This window comes from Picosynechococcus sp. NKBG15041c, from assembly GCF_055380235.1.
In genome coordinates this window covers 1,194,712-1,218,185 of the sequence record NZ_AP040363.1, presented here as the reverse complement: position 1 = coordinate 1,218,185, position 23,474 = coordinate 1,194,712, and the positions used below count along the sequence as shown (strand labels likewise).

19 protein-coding genes and 1 tRNA gene are annotated in these 23,474 nt (G+C 50.4%); 7 read left to right on the top strand and 13 right to left on the bottom strand.

Translation table 11 applies throughout. The features are described 5' to 3' along the window. The first annotated feature begins 28 nt into the window (after nucleotides 1–28). Nucleotides 29–1,858: a ribonuclease J gene (locus ACZ45B_RS05970; protein ID WP_024544440.1), complete on the top strand. Its 1,830-nt coding sequence runs from the start codon at nucleotides 29–31 to the stop codon at nucleotides 1,856–1,858. Between the two features lie 137 nt (nucleotides 1,859–1,995). Here the strand turns inward: ACZ45B_RS05970 and ACZ45B_RS05965 are convergent, their stop codons facing one another. Together ACZ45B_RS05965 and dnaB are read right to left on the bottom strand one after the other, a co-directional pair. Next, a complete protein-coding gene (locus tag ACZ45B_RS05965; RefSeq protein ID WP_024544441.1) occupies nucleotides 1,996–2,418 on the bottom strand; it encodes a slr1601 family putative cell division protein in 423 nt (140 codons plus the stop codon). A 324-nt stretch (nucleotides 2,419–2,742) separates the two neighbouring features. Then, on the bottom strand, nucleotides 2,743–4,122 hold the full coding sequence (gene dnaB, locus ACZ45B_RS05960; RefSeq protein ID WP_024544442.1) for a replicative DNA helicase: 1,380 nt from the start codon (nucleotides 4,120–4,122) through the stop codon (nucleotides 2,743–2,745). 142 nt (nucleotides 4,123–4,264) lie between these two features. Between dnaB and ruvA the strand changes: the two genes are divergently transcribed. Next, complete coding sequence (gene ruvA / locus ACZ45B_RS05955) at nucleotides 4,265–4,894, top strand: Holliday junction branch migration protein RuvA (protein WP_024544443.1); 630 nt, start codon at nucleotides 4,265–4,267, stop codon at nucleotides 4,892–4,894. A gap of 72 nt (nucleotides 4,895–4,966) precedes the next feature. Here ruvA and rpiA read toward each other — a convergent pair whose 3' ends face one another. Both rpiA and ACZ45B_RS05945 read right to left on the bottom strand, forming a co-directional pair. Further along, nucleotides 4,967–5,668, bottom strand: coding sequence for a ribose-5-phosphate isomerase RpiA (gene rpiA, locus ACZ45B_RS05950; RefSeq protein WP_024544444.1), 702 nt, complete (start codon nucleotides 5,666–5,668; stop codon nucleotides 4,967–4,969). A 227-nt stretch (nucleotides 5,669–5,895) separates the two neighbouring features. After that, a complete protein-coding gene (locus ACZ45B_RS05945) occupies nucleotides 5,896–6,345 on the bottom strand; it encodes an RNA recognition motif domain-containing protein (RefSeq protein ID WP_024544445.1) in 450 nt (149 codons plus the stop codon). A gap of 582 nt (nucleotides 6,346–6,927) precedes the next feature. Between ACZ45B_RS05945 and ACZ45B_RS05940 the strand changes: the two genes are divergently transcribed. Then, the gene (locus ACZ45B_RS05940; RefSeq protein ID WP_024544446.1) at nucleotides 6,928–8,742 is read left to right on the top strand and encodes an aspartate kinase; all 1,815 of its coding nucleotides are present in this window, start codon (nucleotides 6,928–6,930) and stop codon (nucleotides 8,740–8,742) included. Between the two features lie 238 nt (nucleotides 8,743–8,980). Here ACZ45B_RS05940 and ACZ45B_RS05935 read toward each other — a convergent pair. Continuing rightward, a tRNA-Phe gene (locus ACZ45B_RS05935) sits at nucleotides 8,981–9,053 on the bottom strand. Nucleotides 9,054–9,141: 88 nt separating this feature from the next. Further along, on the bottom strand, nucleotides 9,142–9,735 hold the full coding sequence (locus ACZ45B_RS05930) for a DUF3177 family protein (protein WP_024544447.1): 594 nt from the start codon (nucleotides 9,733–9,735) through the stop codon (nucleotides 9,142–9,144). 79 nt (nucleotides 9,736–9,814) lie between these two features. Between ACZ45B_RS05930 and ACZ45B_RS05925 the strand changes: the two genes are divergently transcribed. Continuing rightward, nucleotides 9,815–9,955: a hypothetical protein gene (locus tag ACZ45B_RS05925; RefSeq protein ID WP_464675012.1), complete on the top strand. Its 141-nt coding sequence runs from the start codon at nucleotides 9,815–9,817 to the stop codon at nucleotides 9,953–9,955. Here ACZ45B_RS05925 and ACZ45B_RS05920 read toward each other — a convergent pair. Next, a complete protein-coding gene (locus ACZ45B_RS05920; protein ID WP_024544448.1) occupies nucleotides 9,952–10,173 on the bottom strand; it encodes a Calvin cycle protein CP12 in 222 nt (73 codons plus the stop codon). The two genes, ACZ45B_RS05925 and ACZ45B_RS05920, sit on opposite strands and share 4 nt — an antisense overlap. A gap of 358 nt (nucleotides 10,174–10,531) precedes the next feature. Between ACZ45B_RS05920 and dnaN the strand changes: the two genes are divergently transcribed. Beyond that, on the top strand, nucleotides 10,532–11,719 hold the full coding sequence (gene dnaN / locus ACZ45B_RS05915; RefSeq protein ID WP_024544449.1) for a DNA polymerase III subunit beta: 1,188 nt from the start codon (nucleotides 10,532–10,534) through the stop codon (nucleotides 11,717–11,719). A 26-nt stretch (nucleotides 11,720–11,745) separates the two neighbouring features. On the opposite strand, the gene ACZ45B_RS05910 is transcribed toward dnaN, so the two are convergent. Continuing rightward, nucleotides 11,746–12,993 carry a serine hydrolase gene (locus ACZ45B_RS05910; RefSeq protein ID WP_024544450.1) on the bottom strand — a complete coding sequence of 416 codons (1,248 nt, stop codon included), beginning with the start codon at nucleotides 12,991–12,993 and terminating at the stop codon, nucleotides 11,746–11,748. Nucleotides 12,994–13,544: 551 nt separating this feature from the next. On the opposite strand from ACZ45B_RS05910, the gene ACZ45B_RS05905 reads away from it, so the two are divergent. Next, nucleotides 13,545–17,261 carry a response regulator gene (locus tag ACZ45B_RS05905; protein ID WP_081699613.1) on the top strand — a complete coding sequence of 1,239 codons (3,717 nt, stop codon included), beginning with the start codon at nucleotides 13,545–13,547 and terminating at the stop codon, nucleotides 17,259–17,261. A gap of 12 nt (nucleotides 17,262–17,273) precedes the next feature. Here the strand turns inward: ACZ45B_RS05905 and ACZ45B_RS05900 are convergent, their stop codons facing one another. From ACZ45B_RS05900 to ACZ45B_RS05885, 4 genes are all read right to left on the bottom strand, one after another. After that, nucleotides 17,274–17,585 (bottom strand): hypothetical protein, encoded by a 312-nt coding sequence (locus ACZ45B_RS05900; RefSeq protein WP_024544452.1) that lies wholly within the window; start codon nucleotides 17,583–17,585, stop codon nucleotides 17,274–17,276. A 189-nt stretch (nucleotides 17,586–17,774) separates the two neighbouring features. Next, nucleotides 17,775–20,591: a preprotein translocase subunit SecA gene (gene secA / locus ACZ45B_RS05895; protein ID WP_024544453.1), complete on the bottom strand. Its 2,817-nt coding sequence runs from the start codon at nucleotides 20,589–20,591 to the stop codon at nucleotides 17,775–17,777. Nucleotides 20,592–20,792: 201 nt separating this feature from the next. After that, nucleotides 20,793–21,128 carry a photosystem II reaction center protein Psb28 gene (gene psb28, locus ACZ45B_RS05890; RefSeq protein WP_024544454.1) on the bottom strand — a complete coding sequence of 112 codons (336 nt, stop codon included), beginning with the start codon at nucleotides 21,126–21,128 and terminating at the stop codon, nucleotides 20,793–20,795. A gap of 117 nt (nucleotides 21,129–21,245) precedes the next feature. Further along, entirely contained in the window at nucleotides 21,246–21,593 is a 348-nt protein-coding gene (locus tag ACZ45B_RS05885; protein WP_024544455.1) for a hypothetical protein, read from the bottom strand. Between the two features lie 70 nt (nucleotides 21,594–21,663). Between ACZ45B_RS05885 and ACZ45B_RS05880 the strand changes: the two genes are divergently transcribed. Next, complete coding sequence (locus tag ACZ45B_RS05880) at nucleotides 21,664–22,626, top strand: DNA polymerase III subunit delta' (RefSeq protein ID WP_024544456.1); 963 nt, start codon at nucleotides 21,664–21,666, stop codon at nucleotides 22,624–22,626. Between the two features lie 11 nt (nucleotides 22,627–22,637). On the opposite strand, the gene ACZ45B_RS05875 is transcribed toward ACZ45B_RS05880, so the two are convergent. Beyond that, entirely contained in the window at nucleotides 22,638–23,459 is an 822-nt protein-coding gene (locus ACZ45B_RS05875; protein ID WP_024544457.1) for a carbohydrate ABC transporter permease, read from the bottom strand. Between the last annotated feature and the right edge of the window lie 15 nt (nucleotides 23,460–23,474).

Below are 23,474 nucleotides of genomic sequence, written 5' to 3'. Positions count from 1 at the left end.
AATCACCCTCAACACTTTTAGGAGTTTTATGAGTAATAGTACAAATACATCTCAATCAACCCCCCGCAAGCGGACCCGCACGGCCCCAAAACAGGCCGCTCAACAGAACGGCATTAAACAAGACAGTATCAAAATTATTCCCCTCGGTGGTCTCCACGAAATTGGGAAAAATACCTGTGTCTTTGAATATGATGATGAAATCGTCCTCCTTGATGCGGGTTTGGCTTTCCCTACCGATGGTATGCACGGGGTAAACATTGTTTTGCCCGACACCACTTACCTCCGGGAAAATCGCCACAAAATCAAAGGGATGATCGTGACCCATGGCCACGAGGACCACATCGGCGGCATTTCTCACCACCTCAAACAGTTTGATATCCCTGTTATTTATGGGCCCCGTTTGGCCATGTCACTCCTCCAGGACAAATTAGACGAAGCGGGGGTTAGCGATCGCACGAAACTCCACAGCGTGATGCCCCGGGACATGGTGCGGATCGGGAAAAACTTTTTAGTGGAATATATTCGGAATACCCACTCCATTGCCGATAGTTTTACGATCGCTCTCCACACACCCCTGGGCGTAATTATTCATACCGGTGACTTTAAGGTTGATTACACCCCCGTCGATGGCGAAAAATTCGACTTTCAGCGCTTGGCAGAACATGGCGAAAAAGGTGTCCTTTGTCTTTTGAGTGATTCTACCAATGCTGAAGTGCCTGGCCATACCCCCTCAGAGGTTTCTGTGAAACCTAACCTTGACCGGGTTTTTGGCCAAGCTCAAGGCCGTCTATTTGTCACCACTTTTGCTTCTTCTATCCATCGAGTCAGCATCATTTTAGAACTGGCCCAAAAACACAACCGTAAAGTGGCCGTTGTGGGCCGCTCAATGCTCAATGTGATTTCCCATGCCCGTAATCTGGGTTATATGAAGTGTCTCGATGAGCTTTTTATTCCCCTACGGCAGCTCAGAAGTATGCGGGACGAAGATGTACTCATTTTGACGACAGGTTCCCAGGGGGAAGATTTATCGGCTCTGACCCGGATTTCTCGGGATGAACACCGCCATATCAAGATTAAAGAAGGAGATACGGTGGTCTTTTCGGCGAACCCGATTCCTGGGAACACAATTTCTGTCGTCAACACCATCGATCGCCTGATGATGCGTGGTGCAAAGGTTATCTATGGCAAAGGGGAAGGCATTCACGTGTCTGGTCACGGAGCCCAGGAAGATCAAAAGTTAATGCTGGCTTTAACTAAACCCAAGTTTTTCGTACCTTTCCACGGAGAACACCGGATGCTCATCAAGCACGCCCAGACAGCACAAATGATGGGAGTTCCCGCCGAAAATATTGTGATCATTGACAATGGTCATATTGTTGAACTAACTGAAAATTCTATTGGTGTGGCGGGTAAGGTTCCTTCGGGCATCGAATTGGTTGACCGCTCTGGTATTGTTCATGATTCTGTTCTTCAAGAGCGGCAACAACTGGCCCAGGAAGGGGTCATTACGGTGGCAGCGGCGATCGCCCAGGATGGTAACTTGATTGCACCGCCTGAAATTCATCTGCGGGGGGTTGTGACTGCGGCGAATAATAAGCTGCTCCACCAACTCATTCAGCGAAATGTGGAAAGTGTTTTAGGCGATCGCCTTGCAGAATACAAAGAACATGGCAAACGCAGCGGTGAAGACATCGATTGGACAGATATTCGCCTAGAAATCGAAGCTTCGCTCCAACGGCTTGCCCGTCGTGAGCTTCAAGGGGAACCCCTAGTCGTCTTTTTGATGCAAGTGAGTGAGCAGGCCGCTGCCCGAACCCAGCGTCGTCGTCGCCGTCCTACCGCTTCCATCGCTTCCTAGGCCGCGCTACAACTGTTTAACAATAGTGGGAATTTTTCCCCACTATTGTTTGTTGTGGTTCATTTCGCCCCAAACATCGATTACGAAGGCTTTTTTTTGGCAAGCGACCTGGGGAAACAAAGGGCTAAGATACTTGTTTAGTTGCTATTTTGTTGAGCTGGCGCTGAATTCCCTTCAAGCGCAGATGGCTCTACCCAGATAATGCGGCGCTGCCTTGGGTTGACCTTGAGGGTATATTCTTGCATTAATTTTTGGCCCCCATAGGCATCAAAAGAGCGACTAAACTCAGCTTGAAGTTGATCAACCCGTTCTTCTGCTTTGTCTACTTCCCCCTGGAGGGTCGCTAGCTTTTGTTGTTGATTAATCTGAGCCGGTAATAGTTGAACAATGGAGGCGATCGCCACCCCAGCCAAGAGACAATTGACCGAAATCTGGGTGCCCAATTCCCAGTAGGTGAGCTTGTGGCGGCGGGTTTGATGGGTCGCGTGAATCTGTGTTACGCGGCGACGACGTTGCTGGGGTTGTCTTGGGGGCGGTTGGAGTTGAGGGGAACCATACATGGAAATTTAATCCAGAAATGAAAAAAGCTAAGGGCGCTGTCCACAAAGGTTATCGAAACATTTTTCTTTGATTGAGATTGCTTATAGCAAGCATTTTAAGCCGGAACAACACGGAAAAACGTCTCAAGTCTGCTTCCACATCTTCAAAATTAAGACCTTGGTGTCCTAGGGTTAGGACTCTGAAGCATCGTTGTTGACGCTGATGTTAGCAGCATCTTAGCACTTACCCTAGAAAACTTAGGGTAGTTTTATCACATCATTGATTAAGACTCTGGGATGTTTGGATTATATCTATCAGAAATTCTCATTTCTTGGCATGCTGTCCTAGTAGCTTTCGACATAAGGACTGGGGCTAGTTGCTAGATTCAAAAACTTCGTTAATTCTGGTTGGAAAATCAGTTTTACTGTCCCTGTGGGGCCATTGCGGTGTTTGGCGATGATCACTTCAGCAATGTCTCGTTCGGGGGTATCGGGGTTATAGTAACTGTCGCGGTAGAGCATCAGCACCAAATCGGCGTCCTGTTCAATGGAACCAGATTCACGCAGGTCAGACATCATTGGCCGCTTACTATTGCGAGCTTCTACCCCCCGGCTAAGTTGGGATAGAGCAAAGATTGGCACGTCTAGTTCCCGGGCCAAACCTTTTAGCGATCGCGTCATTTTTGACAGTTCTTGTACCCGGTTGTCCCCTCCTCCTTCCATCAATTGCAGGTAATCGAGCAAAATGAGGCCCAGTTTTCCCCCTTGTTCTGCCTGGAGTTTGCGGGCCTGCGATCGCATTTGACTGACGGTTAGATTGGCGGTGTCATCAATAAACAGGGGCAGATCAGATAAAAATTCCACCGCCTTGAGTAGGGGGCGCATATCCACTTCTTCTAAACGACCCGAGCGCAGACGATTGCTTTCAATTTGGGCTTCTCCGGCCAGCAAACGTTGCACCAATTGTTCTTTAGACATCTCTAGGCTGAAGATTGCGACGGGTAAGCGGTGGCGCTTGGCAATATTCATCGCCACATTCAGCGAAAAGCTGGTTTTACCCATGGCTGGGCGGCCAGCGATAATCACGAGATCAGACCGCTGGAAACCGTTGGTCATGGCATCGAGGTCATAAAAACCACTAGCCAGTCCTGAGACGAGATTTTTGTCCTGCTGATGTTTTGCCTGGAGATCTTCGATGTTACTAAAAGCTTCGGTGATGGTTTCGGCGATCGCCGTCAAGCCGCTTTGGGTACGAGTTTGGGTAAGACGAAAAATTTTTTGTTCCGATTCATCCAGTACTTCAGGCAAAGGTTTAACCGTGTCATAGGCCAAATCAACTATTTCGTGACCCCCTGCAATTAACTGTCGCCGAAAATATTTATCCATAATCAATTCGGCATAGTGGTCGATATTGACGGCGGCAACGGTGCGGTCAACGAGTTGGGATAACTTAGGAGTACCGCCAATCTTGGCGAGGAGGTCATTGTCCTGGAGCCAAGTGGTGATACTCAACAGATCTGTCGGCTTCCCTTGGTTATGGAGGATCAGTAGTCCTTTATAGATCTCGCGGTGAGCCTGGACATAGAAGGCGTTGATGATCAGGAGATCCACCACCCGGCCGATCGCCTCTGGATCCATCAAAATTCCTCCGAGGACAAGTTCTTCCGCCTCAATGTTTTGGGGTGGGAGGGTATTTTGGGGGAACGGGGAAGGGGAATCTGCCATGGTTAGGGAGTTGTGGGGAAAAGAAGGGGTCACAAGCCTTGCTTAATAGTCTAAACGTACTGGTTAAAAATGGAAATGCTTAGGGCTTGCTGGGGCTGGGGGGGAATGGGAAAATCGTCAGGGCCGCAATGGGAGGAGGGTAATGTTTAGTTATTTGAAAGGTGAGGCGATCGCCATCCAGCAAAATCTTCAGGGGCGTTCTTTTTTGATTTTAGAAGTCCGAGATCTCGGCTATGAAATTCAAGTTCCGGGCCGTTTTGCCCAAGAATTAACCCCCTCGATTGGCACGGTGCAACAGATTTTTGTCCACGGCCAACAGCGGGAGGATGGCTTATTTCTCTATGGCTTTAGGAGCGGGGCGGAACGGGATTTATTTCGTCAGTTGATCAGTGTCAGTGGTATTGGGAGCCAAGGGGCGATCGCCCTCCTTGATACTTTAACCCTCCCGGAATTGGTGCAGGCGATTGTCACCGCAGACCATCGGCAGCTCGTGAAGGCGCCTGGGGTTGGCAAGAAAACCGCCGAACGGCTAGCCTTGGAGTTGCGCAATAAGCTTAGCCAGTGGCGTAGTCAGTTTACCCCAGTTGATGGGGCTCCGCAGCCCAGCGGGGCAGTGCGCGAAGATCTAGAGCTAACCCTCTTAGCCCTCGGCTACCAGGAAACAGAGATTTTGCAGGCGATCGCCACCCTGAGCCAAGATGGACTCTTGGTACAAAATCCTAATGCCGATGAGTGGATCCGCCAGGCGATTTCCCTCCTCAGTCAGCCCTAAAGCGAGACGATTTAAACCAAGAAAAAACCTCCCCTTAGGGGAGGCATCACCATGCTTTGACCGCCGAAAATTTTAAGAAATTTCGCGGACTCGGGGCTGGCCATCAATAATTTCTCCGACTAAAATCACATCGGCGACCCCGACAAACAAGCCATTTTCTAGAACCCCAGGGATATTGTTGATCTTTTGTTCGAGGCTTGCCGGATCGTCTATATGTTCAAACTTAAGATCCACGACCAAATTACCTTCATCGGTGACCACCGGGCCCGCTTTTTTAATCCCCATGCGCAGTTCTGCCTTGGCCCCCAACTGTTCGAGTTGGCGCATGACCGGGGTGATTGCCATCGGAATCACTTCCACCGGTAACAGAAACGTAGAACCTAGGCGATCGACCAATTTGCCACTATCGACCACTACCACAAACTGATCTGCGAGAGCATCTACCACTTTTTCCCGGGTGTGGGCAGCGCCCCCCCCTTTAATGAGGTTCTTGTGGGGGTCCACTTCATCGGCCCCGTCAATGGCAATATCAATGCGCTCTACCGCATCTAAACTGGTGAGGGGGATCTGGTATTGTTTTGCTAAAACTTCTGCCTGAAAAGAGGTGGGAATGCCGACAATATTTTCGAGCTCTCCCGCTGCCAGACGCTCCCCAATGTATTGGATAGCGTAGGCGGTGGTGGAACCTGTCCCCAAGCCGACAACAGAATTCGATTGAACAAGGGCAGCCGCGGCCTTCCCCACTTCCTGTTTCATCACTGTAACTGCATCCATGTTGTATTCCTCCGAAGAAAAAGGTGTTGGTTAAAAAAATCAATTAATCGTCACTTCAAGACCGCTTGAGCCCTTGCCTTTCCCCAGGCTCCCCCTATGAAAAAGAATTCTGGGTCTTGCGTCATCTCGAACTGGCGATCAAATAGACGACTAAATTTCAAAATGTAGACATAAACAAAACAAATCCTGCCACATGATCTGCAGCAGGAAAATCAGTTGCTTAGGATTTAAACGTTAGCGGTTTGCTGTTGAAGCATTTCCTTAAGCTTTTCGAGTTCGCTGGCCCAGCGAGGATCTGGTTGCGCTGAAGCTGCATCACCATAATTGGTTTGTTTCTTTGCTCCAGTAGCACCGCCACCAGTGCGCTTGCGCTTACCGGCAGCACCTTTGCTCACAGGGGCTTCGGCTGCTTTTTCTTCACCTTTGGCCCGGGGCATTGCCTTTTCGATCTTTAAGGTGGTGTCCATGAAGGACTGGCCGTTGTATTTTTCGATGAAAGCATCGGCTTCTTCATCGGTGGGAACGGTGACAAAGGCAAAGCCACGGCATTTGCCAGTTTTGCGGTCTTTGATCACCTTAGTGGTGGCGTTTTCGCCAGCATCGGCAAAAAAATCAATGAGAGCTTGTTTTTCAACAACGTCTTTGGGCAAATTGCCGACATATAAACGTACGGACATGGGTAACCTCCTAGGTGTTGGTTGTATAAAATGAAAACTTAGGGGAGAGGTAAAACGCTCCGGTGGTCAGAGGCGGATGATGTGGCGATCGCCTTTGACGCAGGTGTGGGGATTGTGCTGTAAAAAAACTGATCATTCAGGGTTATTGCCCCCCGGGGGCTTTTGGTGGAAACTGATCGGCTTGTTCGGGGAAGGTGATGTCACACTTCCAACGGTGCGGTTGTCGTTGCGCCTTTACTTTACCGCAGACGTTACAAAATGTGTAGCACCATCGAGTGACCCATTATGGGATAAATGGTGTACAAAGACAAGGGATTTTCTGTTTTTTGCTGGCCCTTAAGGTTTCTAGGGGGGCGATCACCTGGGCGTTATTTACATTTCAGAATATTTTTTTTACCAGACCCAAGCAGAATTTAAGCGAAAAAATCTTCCCTTGGGGTAGCAAAGATTACGGTCGTCCACGACGGAATGTGAAAGATCGATCAGAAAAGTCGGTAGGATTTGCTAGAGTGGATCACCGATTTTCCAACATGGTATGGAAAACGCATGATGTTTTAATTTCGGGAGAACGAGGTAGGTTCCATGGCGATGATCGTACAAAAATATGGCGGCACTTCCGTCGGTTCGGTGGAGCGTATCCAAGCGGTCGCAAAACGGATTCAGCAGCGGGCCCAAGCAGGGAATCAAATCGTTGTGGTGGTGTCTGCCATGGGAAAAACCACTGATGGCTTAGTCAAATTGGCCCATGAAATTAGTACTAATCCCAACCGCCGGGAAATGGACATGCTCCTGTCAACAGGCGAGCAGGTGTCGATTTCGCTCCTCAGCATGGCTCTCCAGGAATTGGGACAGCCAGCCGTTTCTCTCACGGGGGCCCAAGTGGGCATTGTTACCGAAGCAGAACATAGTCGTGCCCGTATCCTCGAAATTAAAACAGACCGCCTCCAACGTCACCTCCAAAAAGGGGAAGTAATTGTTGTGGCCGGTTTCCAGGGGATTTCTAAGAGTGAAGATCTAGAAATCACCACCCTCGGTCGGGGCGGTTCGGATACCTCCGCCGTGGCGATCGCCGCCGCCCTCAAAGCCTCCTGTTGTGAGATTTATACCGATGTGCCGGGTATTTTGACGACGGATCCTCGCATTGTGCCAGAAGCGCAGTTGATGGCAACGGTCACTTCTGATGAAATGCTTGAATTAGCGAGCCTGGGGGCGAAGGTGCTCCATCCCCGGGCGGTGGAAATTGCTAAAAATTACGGTGTCCCCCTGGTCGTGCGCTCCAGTTGGACCGAAGATCCAGGGACTTGGGTCACCTCTGCGCCCGTCAGCGATCGCCCCTTGGTAAATTTAGAAATTGCCAAGGCGGTCGACGCGGTGGAATTTGATACGGACCAGGCCCGCATTGCGATGCTCCACATCCCCGACCGCCCTGGGGTCGCGGCAAAGCTCTTTGGGGAAATTGCCACCCACAATGTGGACGTGGATCTAATCATTCAGTCAATCCATGACGGTAATAGCAACGATATTGCCTTTACTGTCACTGAAAATGCCGCTACCCAGGCCCAGGCGATCGCCGAAGCTATTGCCCCTACCCTCTGCGCAGGAACCGATCAAAGCTTAGCCGATGTTGCGGTGATGACTGCCAATGACATCGCCAAAATCACCATCTCTGGAGCGGGGATGATTGGCCGCCCAGGTATTGCTGCCACCATGTTCCAGAGCCTGGCAGATGCGGGCATTAATATCGAGATGATTTCTACTTCCGAAGTCAAAGTCAGTTGTGTGATCCAGCAAACTGACTGCGACCGGGCGATCGCCACCCTCTGCGAAGTATTTGAAATTGCGTCTTCCCCCGTCAATAGTCCCCTGCCAGCCCCCAATCCCGCAGGCTATCCTCCCGTGCGGGGGGTCGCCCTCGACCTGAAACAGGCCCAACTTGCCATTCGCCATGTGCCAGACAGTCCTGGCATGGCCGCCCAGATTTTTTCCCTGCTCGCCCACCAAAATATCAGCGTGGACATGATTATCCAATCCCAGCGCTGTCGGGTACTCAATGGCGTTAAAACCCGTGATATCGCCTTCACCGTAGCCCAGGGGGATGCGGAGGCTGCCCGCCTTGCCCTTTCTGGGATTGCTGAACAGTTACAGTTTGGGGAAATCGAAGTGAATCCGGCGATCGCCAAGGTCAGTATCGTCGGCTCGGGGATGATTGGCGCACCTGGGGTGGCCGCTCGTTTCTTTCAAGCTCTGGCTGAGTCCCGGATTAACATCCAGATGATCACCACCTCAGAAATTAAAATCAGTTGCGTTGTGCCCGAAGACCAAGGCCAAGCCGCTCTGAAGCTTGTCCATGAAGCCTTTGGCCTCGGTGGGGCTGTGAAGGTAGAAGTTCCAGCCTAAACAACTTCTCCTGAGGCTATCCCATAAGGACAGCCTCAGGCCTCTCAAGGTCACCCTTGGTCCTGGAAATATTGGCATGTCCCGTGATGCACCCACGGGCAATGTCGAGTTTCCGTGTTTTTTCGCAACAAAAATGCCCCAAGGACTCAACCAGGAATCACTGGCTTCTTGGGACATCGGGCCTTAAAGTAACCCAAACGCAAAAAAGTCCGCCGGAGCGAACTTTCTCTGTATGCAGTGCCGGGAGGCGGATTTGAACCGCCGACACGAGGATTTTCAGTCCTCTGCTCTACCGACTGAGCTATCCTGGCGTTTTGCGCACAAGTTCTAATTTAGCAAAGCATTTTTGAATTGGCAACCCCTTTGCGGGGATTTTTTCTAGAAAATGGATAATTTCTTCTATTCTTCGATCGCAATCCGACCCTGACGCCCTAAGCGGAATACTAGAAAAGTGAAGAGATAAACCACATAGACAACCAAGCCAACGATGCCCAAAAAGCCCAAGAAACCTGGCGAAGAATTAGCATGTAAGATTTGTTGATACCGACTGGGTGCTTCGAGCCAAACTTGGCAATAGGCCCCTTGGCGCATCACCCCAGAAAAAGCACAGCCGATGAAGGGGAGGTTGGCGATCGCCCCCAAACCACAATAGATTGTGACGGCCCAACGCCAAGCTGTAAAAGCCAACTTTAGGCGACTGGTCGGTTGATCTCGAATTTCTTCATTGAGGTCGATCCAAAACCATAGTCCCAAGGGAATGAGAATACGCGACAATAGCCCAGTCAAATAACCCACTGACCAGCTTGGAATCAAGAGATAGACTGTCACCATCAACAGGCTTGCCACCTTCCAGTAGATCCCGAGGAGTCGCTGCATCGATTCCACCTTGGCCAAAAAGCTCCAGATCAAGAGTAAAATCGGTGCAATCACCGTAAAGATAACAGCCAGACGATAATCCATCCAGGCTAGTTGCTGCAGCAAGGTTTCATCCATTGTTTTGATTTAACGAAAAGTTGACTTGGGTAAAAAAAGATGAATTTTTGATTTTTCACAGTATACACAAGTCAAAGCAGTGGCACTACGGAGGGAAACCACTGCTTTGGGGCCGACTCTTGCTATGCTGTCTCACTATTGTGGCAGGGGGACAGATAACCTAAGGCAGCTAATGTATTTTTTAAATCCTGGGGCGATCGCCACCATCCAAGCGCTTTAGTCTTCGTAAAGACGGCACTCATCTGCATCGGGGTTATCGTCACAGAACTTTTCGAGGGGGCTTTTTTCCGGTTCTTGTTCCCGTTGGTGAGATGCTTCGGCTTGCAGTTCTTCAACAGCATCCCAGGCTGCCGCACATTCAGCGGAAGTCGCATTTGTGTTACAAGCTTCCCGGGCAGCTTCCCGTTCCTGTTCAATTTTTTGATGAATATTGGTCATGAATCCTCGTTTTATCTTGCTATCTTTGAACTGAGTTGGAGATTACCAGCGACGAATGTTGCAGCGCTTGCCTTGGGGATTAGCACACAAAAACACAACATCAATGACTGGTGCAGGGATGGAAAAAAGGCCTTACTTTTCCTAGGAGTGAATGGGTTTTCACCGCTGGAGATGAGTGTAGGCTTATGTCTAAAGAATGGAGGTTCCCTACTATTGCCCATTGTACCGTAGGAAACCTGGCGAATCAGTTTGTCTTGGATCGGGTATCACTCCCTTCCAGGCCATAAAAAAATCCTATCGGGCTCGGAATGTTGTAGTAGAATCTATCTGCTCTGCTTGGAGATCTCCAGAAAAAGCCATGAAGTTTATTTGCAGTCAAAGTGATTTAAATAGCCAACTCTCCCTCGTGGGTCGGGCGGTTCCTTCGCGGCCCACCCATCCCATTTTGGGAAATGTGCTGTTGACTGCGGATGCAAGCCGTCATCAAATTCAACTGACTGCCTTTGATCTCAGCCTCGGAATTCGTACCAGTTTCCCGGCCCAGGTCATTGAAGGGGGGACTTTAACCCTGCCAGCTAAACTGCTCAATGATATTGTTTCTCGCCTACCGGAAGGGGAAGTGACCTTGAGCTGCCCGCTTGACTCTCTCGCCCAGGGGGATGCCCAAGCAACTCTCACGGCGGCAACGGGGCGTTTTCAGATCCGAGGTATGGGGGCAGAGGAATTTCCGGAATTACCAACAATTCAGGATGGCAAAAAGCTGATGCTCCCGGCGATCGCCTTAAGTGAGGGTCTTGGGGGAGTACTTTTTGCGGCCAGCCCCGATGAAACAAAACAGGTCTTAACCGGAGTGCATGTTACCCATCGCCAAGATTGCCTCGAATTCGCCGCCACTGATGGTCACCGTTTAGCCCTTGTGGAAACCAGTGATCAGGCAAATCCAGAAACGAATACGGAAGCCGAACCGAGTAAGTTGCCCGCGCCGACCCTAGAAGATTTTGCTTTGACAATCCCGGCTCGGGCGCTGCGGGAACTGGAGCGGATGTTGACTACCGCCAATGAAAGTGATTTGATTGCCCTGCACTTAGATGACAGCCAAGTGATCTTTGAGGTAAATCACCAGCGTTTGACCAGTCGCAAATTAGAGGGGGCTTATCCGGCCTACCATCAGCTCATCCCCCGACAATTTAGCCGGGATGTGACCCTGGAGCGGCGATCGCTCATTAGTAGTATTGAACGGGTAGCGGTGCTGGCCGATCAGAAAAACAATATTGTGAAATTCCGCCTCAACAGCGCCGATCAAAAGCTCCACCTCGCCGTAGAAGCCCAGGATGTGGGGAGTGGTGAAGAGGCGCTTCCGGCACAGATTTCAGGGGCTGACCTTGAGATTGCCTTTAACGTGCGTTATCTGATTGATGGCCTTAAGGCCTTACCCAGTAACGAAATTAAAATGCAGTTGAACGAGAATAATCAACCGGTGATCTTTACGCCCCTCGGCCCAATCCAGATGACCTATTTAATTATGCCAGTCCAAATTCGTAACTAAGCCCAGGGGCCAAGCTCTACCCCTATCTACTGGGTGGAGGCTTCTGTTTCTGGGGGCGGCTCGGCAATGATCGGCTCAGGTGTGACTTTTTCCATGTGGTCGTAGAACTGGCGGCTAATTTTGTGGAGCAGTTCCCGGCCTTTGGGGTCATTGTAGGGGCGTTCAACAAAAATAGCGGCTACATAACGTTTTCCGTTGGGCAGGTCAATAATGCCTGCGTCGCCGATAATCGTGCCGATATCGCCCGTCTTGTGGACAATGTCGGCCCCTTGACCGAGGCTCTGGGGCAAGAGTCGGTCGTTGCTCGTGGCTCCCATGATGCGGAATAGGCGATCGCGCGATCGCATAGATAAGATTTCCCCTTGGTTAATGCGGGCTAAGAGGTGCGCTAAATCCTTGGCACTGGTGAGATTGGTCCCCTCAAGGTCTGGCAGAGGGTTATTTACCTGGGTTTGGGCCATGCCCCACTGTTGAAATTTGGCGTTGAGAGCCGTATTGCCCCCCAGCACCTCGATGATCATATTAGTGGCGGTGTTATCACTGTTAACACTCATTTCCGTCGCGGTGTATAGGGCTGAATAGGTCGAGCCCGGGGTTTTATACTGCATGCCGCCGGATCCGCCGCCAATTACTTCTTGGGTCATGGTGAGGGTGTCATCAAGGTTAACTTCCCCTTTGTCTACGGCTTCAAGGAAAGCCACAAGGATCGGAATTTTGATTGTGCTGGCAGCGGACAGGGCGCGATCGCCAGCCACATCGAGGTATTCCCCCGTGTCGAGGTCTACAAACAACAGCGAAGCGTCTAGGGTTGGTTCGCTGGCGATCGCCGCCTGGGTAGTTGCGGCTAACTGGGTCAAGGGGGTAGCCAGGGGGAGCGCTTCAGGTGTAGCTGGGGGAAGCTCTGGATTGAGGCGTTGCTCTGTGCCCGAAGCTGCTTCAGGCAGATCTGCTAAGGGCGCTGTGCGAAAATTTGCGGCTGTCAACACTGTCCCAATGCAGACACTAATTCCTGCCCCAACGATGAGTAACCGCAGGGGGTACAAAATTGGTCGAGGGAGCTTGAGGCGAAATTGACGCGCAGTTCGTGGGGTACGCCGTTTTGCAGTGGCGGCCCGCCGGGGAGGGGCTGGTGAGGTGAGGGTGGCAGTGGCACCAGAGCGTTCACCTTGCCGATAGCGACTATCTAGGGCGATCACTTTAGGATGAGTCGCAGCGCTCAGGGATGGTGAGGTTTGGGTTTTTCTGCGTTTGGGACGACGGGACTTACCAACCACGGATGACTCCTGCTTCGATCTGGAAAAATGAATTTTCCCCATTATGCCTGAAGTATTTGGCGATCGCGCCACAATTTTAGAGATTTTAGTTTCAAGGAGATTGAAAGCTACTAGGCATTTGGAGATTTCAAAAAAAAACCGTATATTTGACGACAAATGCCAACTAAAGTTCCCCTCCTAAAAAAGAAATTAATGAAGTTAATAGTGATTGAGATCATCGCTGAATTTTTACGAAGAAAATTAATCTAGTACCTAAGGAAAAACGCTCCAGGCTTACCACTGTGGGCCATAGAGGTCTCAAGTTGTATTTTTTCGAGACTAGAGGGGGATAGGGCTCGCTTTTTTAAAAGCCAGTTGGCCTTTTCTTTACCACTTAAAAATAGTTTTAATTGGTGGTTTTTAATTATTCTTTAAGGCATTGCTTCTGTGAAAATTGGGGCAGGCTGCTACAATTTTTGCTACGGATAAATCAGTGCTGAAAAAATAATTTCACCTCTTTATTAGGGTGTAATTCCAGGGCAGTTCGACCGAAAAAAAACAGAGGGCGATGTATGGTGAATTCATCTTTTTCTTTAACCTGGGATAGCCTACAGGCGTTTCTAAGCGGACGCATGTATATGCCCCATGGCAACTGCTATCTCTGGCAAACTCCCCTGGTCGGTCTCCACTTGGTGGCTAATGCTCTGACGGCGATCGCCTATTTTTCGATTCCAATTATGCTGGTATATTTTGTCAGAAAACGGCAAAATATGCCTTTTTCCCGGGTATTTTTACTGTTTAGTGCTTTCATTACCGCCTGTGGCGTCGGTCACCTCTTGGATATGGTGACCCTCTGGTTTCCGATTTATTGGATCGATGGTTTTGAACGTAGTTTTACCGCCCTTGTTTCTTGTTATACCGCCGTTGAACTTTACACTCTTTTGCCAAAATTTTTGGCCCTCAAGAGTCCGGAGGAGCTGGCCTTAATCAACCAGCAGCTCCAGGTGGAAATTCAAGAGCGCAAAAAGGCAGAAAGCATTCTCAGTCGCATCCTCGAAGGCACGGCCGCCGTCACTGGACGAGATTTTTTTGCAGCCTTTGTGGAGAATTTGGCGATCGCCCTCAATGTCCGCCAAGTAGAGATTAGTGAAATCCTGAGCTCTCCCCCCGATACTCGGCAAATCTTAGCGACCTGGGAAAATCCTCAGTTTGCGGCCCCCCAAGGTTCTCTTCCCCAGGAGGCGATCGCGAGCCAAGCCCTCAAATTCCCGATTCGTGACCGTGAAGCCCGCAGTATCGGTTGCCTCCAGATCCACTATGACCAAACTGCCATCAACCAGGAACAAACCACCAAGTTAATCACGATTTTTGCAGCCCGGGCCGCCGCCGAAATCGAACGCAAACGCGCTTTAGACGAATTGGCCCATGCTAACAATCAACTCGAAGCAATTAACAATCAGCTTGAAGAAAAGGTTGCCGAACGAACCATTGCCCTCAAAACCGTCAACCAGACCCTCAAAACTCGCATTGAGCGTCTCCGCCTCACCGAAGATGCCCTCCGCAGTAGTGAAGCCCGTTACCGCAGTTTGGTACTGAATATTCCTGGGGCAGTGTACCGTTGTTTGCCAGACGAACAATGGACAATGGAATTTCTCTCCAACGGCATTGAAGCGATTACAGGTTACCTGGCGACGGATTTCCTCAATAATCAAATCCGTCCCTTTGGGGCGATCATCCATCCAGAAGACCATGATCGCACCCTCGCTAGCCTCAAAAGTATTACCCCAGCACAGCCCACTTTCACCGATGAATATCGCCTGATTCGCCGAGATCAAAGTATTTGTTGGGTTTTTGAACAGGGCCGGGGTATTTTTGATCACGATGATACCCTCGTGCGTCTCGAAGGGGTAATGATCGAAGTGACAGACCGAAAGCTTGCCAGCCAAGCTCTGGAGCAGGAGCGACGTCAACTCCGACAACTCATTCGTAATATGCCCGTGGCGGTGGCGATGCTGGATGAACATTTGTGTTATGTCGCCCATAGTCATCAATGGCTTGTGGATTATCACCTACAGGTAGAATCCTTACTCGGGCGATCGCATCTACAAGTTTTTCCGCAGTTCACCCAAAAACACCAAGCCAATCTCCAGCAAGCCTTAGGGGGTCAGGTGATAAGCTGCGACGAGGATGTTTATATCCAGGGTGATGGAACGAAGCAATATCTCAAATGGACAATCCAGCCGTGGTATTACCAAGAGAATCAAGTGGGGGGCGTCGTGATCGTCACCCAAAATATTAATGATTTGGTAGAAGGTCGCGAAGCTGCCCTTGCCGCTTCTCGCCTCAAATCACGGTTTTTAGCCAATATGAGCCATGAAATCCGTACCCCCATGAATGGCATCTTGGGCATCGCTGAGTTGTTACAGACAACTCAGCTCAATTCCCAGCAACAAGACTTCATCAAAACCCTGACCCAGAGCGCCAATCATCTGCTTTATCTGATTAACGACATTTTGGATTTCTCGAAACTAGAAGCGGGGGAAATGCGCCTCGAATCGATCGCCTTAGATGTCGTTGATTGTGTGGAATCGGTGGCAGAGCTGTTGGCGTTCCAAGCCCAAACCAAACAAGTCGAGGTGATCACCAACATTGATCCAGGGCTCCGAGGGACTCTCCAAGGGGATCCTGTGCGGCTCCGACAAATTTTGACAAATTTAGTCGGTAACGGAATCAAATTCACCCACCAAGGCTCCGTAACGATTCGGGTTTTCCCTGTGGTTGACCACGAAACGTCGGTCTTGGTGAGATTTGAAGTTAAAGATACGGGCATTGGCATCGATCAGGCGGATCAAGAAAAATTATTTCGCTCCTTTTCCCAAGTCGATCCTTCGACCACCCGGCAGTATGGTGGCACGGGGTTGGGGTTGGCGATCGCCCAACATCTAGTCAGCCTCATGGGGGGATCAATCGGCCTAGACAGTGCCCCTGGCCAAGGCTCAACCTTTTGGTTTACAGCCTGTTTTTCCCGACTAGAAGCACCGCCACCCCTGCCCCAATTAGCTCCCTACCGCGTTTTACTCATCGATTCTCACCCCCTATCACTCCAAGCGACCCAAGGGTATCTCAGCCATTGTGGTGTTAGCGTAATTGCCCATGGGGATTTTATGGGGGGGATTTTGGCCCTCGAACAGGCGGTCAGCATCGATTTGATTTTACTGGCATTGCCAATTTTGGGGAACCAGACGGGTATTGAAGCGGTTTTAGAGAAAGTAAAAGGTTTGTTACCCCGGGACAATCTGGTTCTCCTGGTATCGGCGGTGGACTATACGCGGCTCAAAAACTGGATTCAAAACCAAGGTATTCGCTATCTCCTGAAGCCGATCCAACAAAAAGCGTTGTTGGCTTGCTTGCAAGCTCCGGTCACTACCAATCCCACCTCTGAGGTTGAGTTGACCTTGACTGAGATTTTGGATGCAGAAGCTCAGCAATCGCCAGAAATCAGCATTTTGGTGGTAGAAGATACACCGATTAATCAAACGGTTGTGCTCAATCAGCTCGATCTGATGGGTTTCCGGGATGTTGATTGTGTCAACAACGGTCGCGAAGCCCTCGATCAACTCCGACACAAGACCTATGACTTGGTTTTGATGGATTGCTTAATGCCAGAACTAGACGGCTACAGCACCACGAAAGTGATCCGTGACCAGGAGCAAGGGGACGCACATCAGTTGATTATTGCCATGACTGCCAATGCCATGAAAGGCGATCGCGAGAAATGTTTAGCTGCGGGGATGGATGGTTACATCGCAAAACCGATTAGCCTTGATACCCTCCACCAAGTGATTGACCAATGCCTCCAAAAATTACCCCACCGCCGCCCAATTTCTCCCCTCAAACAGGTGGCCCCTAAAGTTTTGGCCGGGGCGATCGTCCCAGCACCAGGGGAGGCCGATCTCCCGATTAATTTGCCACGACTTACCCAGCTATATGGGGATAACCCCCGTTTTTATCGGGAGATGTTCAAGCAATTTATGACCTTTGCCCCTGGCTATATTGAGGCCCTCCGGGGGGCGATCGCCAGCAAAGATCCCCAACAAATTTCCTACGAAGCCCACCGCCTCAAGGGGGCTACCAGTAGCGTCAGTATCCGCAAAATTCCGGAATGGTGCACCGCCATTGAATTCGCCATACCTGAGCAAAACTATGTCACCCTTGAACGCCTCATGGGGAACATCCATGACTACTTTGAAGAAGTCACCCAGTTTATCAACCATTACTTCGAATCCTAAATCAAAATTGACTCACAGTTCTGAGCGGCGCATCTCTTGGCGTACCTGTACCCGTAGAAGACGATCACGGCGATCGTGATACAGTTTCATTTCTTCTGGGGTCATCTGACTGGGATCGAGAATAATTAATCCATAAAAATCTAGGGCCGGATAAACTCTGAGATGGGGCAAAATTTCTTCTAGGGCTGCAACAACAAGGCCATAGACATCCGCTAAAAATTGCTCAAAAGCTTCTGGATAATCCCGTTGCCGATAGCCCACAGCCTGTTCTAATTCCTTTTGGGAAAGGATATAACCCGCCTCAAATTGCGAAAATTCTAACATCGTCTCGGGCACTGCTTCAGTACAGATTAGCTCGATAGTTACTCCCGTACTCTCAAGGAAAATGGCGAGGTTTAAGCCCCCTTACCCAGGAAAACTCAAAGGGGAGAAGTTCTCAAGCTTGTGCAAATTTTGACCATAGATTGAAAACCCAAAATCCCCCACGATGGGGGGATTCTCGATTGAAGCTACCTATACCGCTTGGGGTTGCTGGGGTTGCCGTTGGGGTTGGAATTGGAACAGTGAATAAACCACATTCCGGCGAATGTCGATCATCATTTCCAAGAACATTTCATAACCTTCTTGCTTATATTCAATCAGGGGATCCTTTTGGCCATAGCCCCGCAGCCCAACAGATTCCCGCAGGGAGTCGATCGCCTGGAGGTGTTCCCGCCAGAGGGTATCAATTTGTTGGAGGATAAAGAATCGCTCCGCCTGACGCATGAGACCGGCTTGGCTTTTTTCGACCTGGGCTTCCTTGAGGTCATAGGCTTTGCGCACTTCTTCGTGGAGGAATGTTTTAATTTCCGGCACGGTCATATCACCGATGTCTTTGGGGGTGAGGTCTTCAAGGAGGTAGATAAATTCTTTCGCCTTATCGAGCAATTTGTCGAGCTTCCATTCTTCGGGGGGGAGTTCCGGATTAATATAGGCATCGACGATTTCACTCATGGTTTTTTCGGCATATTGGATCACCTGCTCCTTGAGGTCTTGACCTTCCAGGACCCGCCGCCGCTCGGCATAGATGGCGCGCCGTTGGTTATTCATCACTTCGTCATACTCGAATACCTGTTTCCGGGCATCGTAGTAAAAGGTTTCGACTTTTTTCTGGGCGCCTTCGAGGGACTTGGTGAGCATCCCCGATTCGATGGGCATATCTTCTTCGACTCGGAAGGCATTCATCAGGCCAGCGACGCGATCGCCCCCGAAAATCCGGAGTAAATTATCTTCGAGACTGAGGAAAAACCGCGTCGAACCGGGGTCACCCTGGCGGCCTGCCCGGCCCCGCAACTGGTTATCAATCCGACGAGATTCGTGGCGTTCTGTACCGATGACATGGAGGCCACCACTCTGGATGACTTCTTCATGTTCAACGCTGGTGAGGGCGTGATAGGTCTTTTCGATGGCGTGGTACACATTGCGCAGCTTTTGGATCACGGGGTCGGCGGTGGGGGCATTTTCCGAGGCGATCGCCAATTTGTCCTCTGCTTCCAGCTCTGTCAAACTCTGGGCACCATACTGATCTACCGCAAACTTTACGGCCGCTTTTAATTCCTGCTCAATGTCTGGGGGCAACTCTGTGGGGTAAACATCGAGGCTGGTCTTCCAGGTTTTCTTCTTGAGCTTGGCACCGGGGCCAAAGCCCTGGCCGCCACTACTTTTGCCACTGCCGGCGATCGCAAAATTAACCTCATCTTCGGGTTTGACGATCTGGGGCATAAAATATTCCCGCATTTTTAGACGGGCCATATATTCTGAGTTGCCGCCAAGGATGATATCTGTACCACGACCAGCCATGTTGGTGGCAATGGTTACGGCCCCTTTTCGACCAGCCTGGGCAACGATTTCCGATTCCTTTTCGACATTTTCAGGACGGGCATTGAGGAGGTTATGGGGAATGCCCATTTCGTGGAGGTAGGCTGAAATCACCTCAGATTTTTCGACACTGGTGGTGCCAACCAGCACCGGGCGACCCATCTGATGGATGTGGGCACATTCTTCGGCGATCGCCCGCCATTTTGCCTTTTCATTTTTGTAGACCACATCGGGCAAATCCTGCCGTTTGGGGGGGCGATTAGTGGGGATAATCGTCACTTCGAGGTTATAGACTTTCTCAAATTCCGTCTCTTCGGTTTTTGCTGTCCCCGTCATGCCCGACAGCTTCGGATAGAGCAAAAAGAAATTCTGGTAAGTGATATTTGCTAAAGTCTGGGTTTCCTTCTGGATTGTTACCCCTTCTTGAGCCTCGATCGCCTGGTGGAGACCATCACTCCAGCGACGGCCTGGCATAATTCGCCCTGTGAACTCATCGACGATCACCACTTCATCCCCCCGGACAATGTAGTTCACATCTTTTTTAAACAACTCTTTTGCCTTAATCGCATTGGAAATATAGTGCGCCCAGGGGTTTTCTTCATCGTAGAGATCCTGTACCCCCAACAATTTTTCTACCTTTACAAACCCTTCGTCCGTCATCAAAACGTTACGGGCTTTTTCGTCTACTTCATAATCTCCGGGGCCGTCTTCTTCCACCTGGGGTACTAACTGTTGGGCGATGGCTGCCGCCTGGAGATACTTTTCCATGGGCCGCTCGATCTGGCCAGAAATAATCAAGGGAGTTCTCGCTTCATCAACGAGGATTGAGTCTACTTCGTCAATGATGCAATAGTTGAAGGGCCGTTGTACCACCTCTTGGATGGTGGTTGCCATGTTGTCCCGCAGGTAGTCAAACCCCAATTCTGAGTTGGTGGTGTAGGTGATGTCGCAGCGATAGTTCTCAATTTTTTCTTGGGGGCCCATGGTGGATTGGATCAGCCCTACGGTCAGCCCCAAAAAGCGGTGTACCTGACCCATCCATTCGGCGTCTCGGCGCGCCAAATAGTCGTTGACGGTGACCACATGGACGCCTTTTCCGGTCAAGCCGTTGAGATAGGCTGGGAGGGTGGCCACCAGGGTTTTTCCTTCCCCGGTACGCATTTCTGCAATTTGCCCTTTGTGGAGCACGATGCCCCCAAGGAGCTGCACATCGTAGTGCCGCATCCCCAAGACGCGTTTGGCAGCTTCTCGGACAACGGCAAAGGCTTCGGGGAGAATTTCGTCTAAAATTTCTTCGGTTTCTTCGTCGCTGTTTGCTTTGTCAAGTTTGGCGCGAAATTCTACCGTTTTTTGGGCGAGTTCGTCGTCGGTGAGTTTTTCAAAATCCTCTGCGAGAAGGTTAATGTCCGCTACAAGGGGCTGGAACCGCTTGAGTTTACGGGCGTTGGGGTCACCAAATAACTGCTTAAACATAGGATTTTGTTCGACAAACGGAGGTTAGGACAAAAAATAGCGGGGCGATCGCAAGACCACTGGCGCAGCGTTCCCCCAGGCTGAGGGCGATCGCCAACTTCAATAACTTTTTTTAACTATGGTATCACTCCCATTTTCGGGGGGGGAGGGAAGCGGCGAGGAAAGCCACCGTAAAAATCCAATGACTTTCCAATTAAAAAATTAGGCTTTGGTAAATTCCATGCCGTTTTCAGCAGCGTAGCGCTCCATGAAACGCATAAAGCGGTCCCATTCATCAATGGAGCGCATGACCAAACGGGCCTCAATCACACGGGCTTTGCCGTCATAAAATTTGGCTTTGACTTCCCGGGTAGAAATTTCCCCTTCTTCATCAATAAGGTACATCCCGGTGATTTCGTCGGTGCTTTCTTGGGCGAGGGCAGCCGGATCTTCGAAGGAGAAGATGGCAGTGCCAGTACTGCCATCGGGGGAGCGGGTCAAGCGAATACCGGGCACTTTGGGTTCATCAACACCTTGGGAAAATTGAATAACTGCCATGGTAATTTAATGTTTCTTCATATCTTTGTGCCCTTATCTTCTCATACTCCCATCGGTTTGTTGATGCTTCCTTCGGGGTTGCTTCAAAATTTCCCTGGCCCCTTGGGAGGATTGAGATTAATCGATACTATCGGCTTCGAGTTGCCAGGGCTGCTGGGCACTCACCGTGCGTTGGATGGCTTCAAACACGGTGCGGCAGTGATTATCTGTCTGGAGGGGAAGCTCTTCGTTTTTAGCGACGAAGTCAACTTGCAGCCTACCGTCGAGGAGTTTATTGCGATCAAACAGCACCTCAAGCTGTACAAGCTTGGTAAAGGTGATATTACCGGGTTTTTCTTTGGCCATAATGTAACCCCCCGTTTCATAGGTCAGGTCGAGGTCACATTCCTGAATGATATCTTTCAGGGAGGCGATCATCTCCGTTGCGGAGAGGCCAACGAGGTATGAACAGGTATAACGCGCCATAAAACTTTTATCTTTTAACCGTGCTGAGGCATTCCCCCCCTATATTACCGAACAGGTGGACCCTAACCCTATGATTTCTCTCGACCAAGTGATCGGTCAGCCCCAAGCTGTTGCTCTATTGCGTCAGGCGATCGCCAAAGAGCGCATTGCGCCAGCTTACCTTTTTGCAGGGCCAGAGGGCATTGGGCGGCGCTTAACGGCCCAAGGGTTTACCACGGCGCTAATGACCCAGGGGCGATCTGAAAGCGAACAACGCTTAGTACGTTACAAATTGCTAAAAAATAATCACCCTGATCTGCTGTGGGTGGAGCCGACCTACCAGCACCAGGGAAAACTTTATACCCCGGCCCAGGCCCAAGAAGCGGGTCTCAAGCGCAAAGCACCGCCCCAAATCCGCATTGAACAGATCCGGCAATTGGGGGAGTTTCTCAGTCGTCCAGCCCTAGAATCGCCCCGCTGTGTGGTGGTGATCGAGGCAGCCCAGACCATGGGAGAATCTCCGGCTAATGCCCTGCTCAAGACCCTAGAGGAACCGGGCCGAGCGACTTTGATTTTGTTGGCCCCCAGTGCAGATAGTTTGTTGCCGACCCTGGTTTCCCGCTGCCAAAAAGTTCCTTTTTATCGTTTACCGGAGGCGGACATGGCGCGCATTTTGATAAACCAAGGATATCAACATATTTTGGCGGATGAGACGGTGTTGGCGATCGCCCAGGGGAGTCCAGGGGCCGCGATCCAAATTTATGAGCTGCTCAGTAATGTTCCCCAGGATTTACTGCGCAGCTTGCAGCAGTTGCCCCAGGAACCCGTCGGCGCATTGCAATTAGCTAAAACCCTCCACGATACCCTCGACCCGGAGATCCAATTACAGTTAATCGACTATTTGCAATATCAATATTGGCAAACCTTCCGGCATGAGGGCCTAGTACAGCGCCTTGAAGTGATCCGGAAACATCTACGGAGCTACGTACAGCCGCGCCTTGTGTGGGAAACATTTTTTCTGGAAGTTGCCTCCTCGGGCATTACCCCCCTGTAGAGAGGGGAGGGTTAACCTTTAACGCCGCTGCTGGTATCGCTGGGGATAATATAGCGTTGCAAAAAGACAAACAAAATCATCACGGGCAGGATTGAAATAATGGAACCCGCTGCAATCAGACGCCAATCGAGAGAAAATTGACCTGCTAAGGTTGCTACTCCCAAGGGCAGTGTATAAAATTCGGGGCGATCGACTACAATCAGAGGCCACAAAAAATCACTCCAGGAGCCAATAAATACAAAAATTGCCAAGGTAATTAGGGCTGGACGCACCGCAGGGATCATTAAATGCCACCAAATCCCCAGTTCAGTACAACCATCGATGCGACCCGCTTCTTCGAGTTCTTTGGGGACTCCCTGGAATGCTTGGCGCAAAAGAAAAATCCCAAAAGCAGAGGCCAGGCTCGGAAAAATAATGCCTAGGTAGGTATTGCGTAAACCCAGTTGTACGGTCAGTACATACAGGGGGATCATCACAATCTGAAAGGGAATCATGATCGTCGAGACGATGGTAGCAAAGATGACGTCACGGCCCCGAAAGTCTAGACGAGCTAAAGGATAGGCGGCGAGAGCGCAGAATAAAAGATTAAAGCCGACTGTGAGAACAGCGATTAAGGTGCTATTGAAGAGATAGCGACCAAAGGGATGTTCGCGCCAGATGGTGATGAAGTTATTGAGGGTCGGGCTTTGGGGGATGAGTTGGGGCGGAAAACTAAAGACGTTTTCGGTGGGAGATTTGAGGGCGGTGCTCAGGAGCCACAGTAGCGGAAAAAGCATGGCTAGGGCGATCGCCCCCAACAAGAGATATGTGGCAGTGATTTTGAGGTGCTTCATGTTGTTCAGTGCTGG

Excerpts from the sequence above, each read along its gene's own strand:
- ACZ45B_RS05970 (WP_024544440.1), top strand. The coding sequence starts at position 29 with ATGAGTAATAGTACAAATACATCTCAATCAACCCCCCGCAAGCGGACC.
- ACZ45B_RS05965 (WP_024544441.1), bottom strand. The coding sequence starts at position 2,418 with ATGTATGGTTCCCCTCAACTCCAACCGCCCCCAAGACAACCCCAGCAA.
- dnaB (WP_024544442.1), bottom strand. The coding sequence starts at position 4,122 with ATGGCAGATTCCCCTTCCCCGTTCCCCCAAAATACCCTCCCACCCCAA.
- ruvA (WP_024544443.1), top strand. The coding sequence starts at position 4,265 with ATGTTTAGTTATTTGAAAGGTGAGGCGATCGCCATCCAGCAAAATCTT.
- rpiA (WP_024544444.1), bottom strand. The coding sequence starts at position 5,668 with ATGGATGCAGTTACAGTGATGAAACAGGAAGTGGGGAAGGCCGCGGCT.
- ACZ45B_RS05945 (WP_024544445.1), bottom strand. The coding sequence starts at position 6,345 with ATGTCCGTACGTTTATATGTCGGCAATTTGCCCAAAGACGTTGTTGAA.
- ACZ45B_RS05940 (WP_024544446.1), top strand. The coding sequence starts at position 6,928 with ATGGCGATGATCGTACAAAAATATGGCGGCACTTCCGTCGGTTCGGTG.
- ACZ45B_RS05930 (WP_024544447.1), bottom strand. The coding sequence starts at position 9,735 with ATGGATGAAACCTTGCTGCAGCAACTAGCCTGGATGGATTATCGTCTG.
- ACZ45B_RS05920 (WP_024544448.1), bottom strand. The coding sequence starts at position 10,173 with ATGACCAATATTCATCAAAAAATTGAACAGGAACGGGAAGCTGCCCGG.
- dnaN (WP_024544449.1), top strand. The coding sequence starts at position 10,532 with ATGAAGTTTATTTGCAGTCAAAGTGATTTAAATAGCCAACTCTCCCTC.
- ACZ45B_RS05905 (WP_081699613.1), top strand. The coding sequence starts at position 13,545 with ATGGTGAATTCATCTTTTTCTTTAACCTGGGATAGCCTACAGGCGTTT.
- ACZ45B_RS05900 (WP_024544452.1), bottom strand. The coding sequence starts at position 17,585 with ATGTTAGAATTTTCGCAATTTGAGGCGGGTTATATCCTTTCCCAAAAG.
- secA (WP_024544453.1), bottom strand. The coding sequence starts at position 20,591 with ATGTTTAAGCAGTTATTTGGTGACCCCAACGCCCGTAAACTCAAGCGG.
- psb28 (WP_024544454.1), bottom strand. The coding sequence starts at position 21,128 with ATGGCAGTTATTCAATTTTCCCAAGGTGTTGATGAACCCAAAGTGCCC.
- ACZ45B_RS05885 (WP_024544455.1), bottom strand. The coding sequence starts at position 21,593 with ATGGCGCGTTATACCTGTTCATACCTCGTTGGCCTCTCCGCAACGGAG.
- ACZ45B_RS05880 (WP_024544456.1), top strand. The coding sequence starts at position 21,664 with ATGATTTCTCTCGACCAAGTGATCGGTCAGCCCCAAGCTGTTGCTCTA.
- ACZ45B_RS05875 (WP_024544457.1), bottom strand. The coding sequence starts at position 23,459 with ATGAAGCACCTCAAAATCACTGCCACATATCTCTTGTTGGGGGCGATC.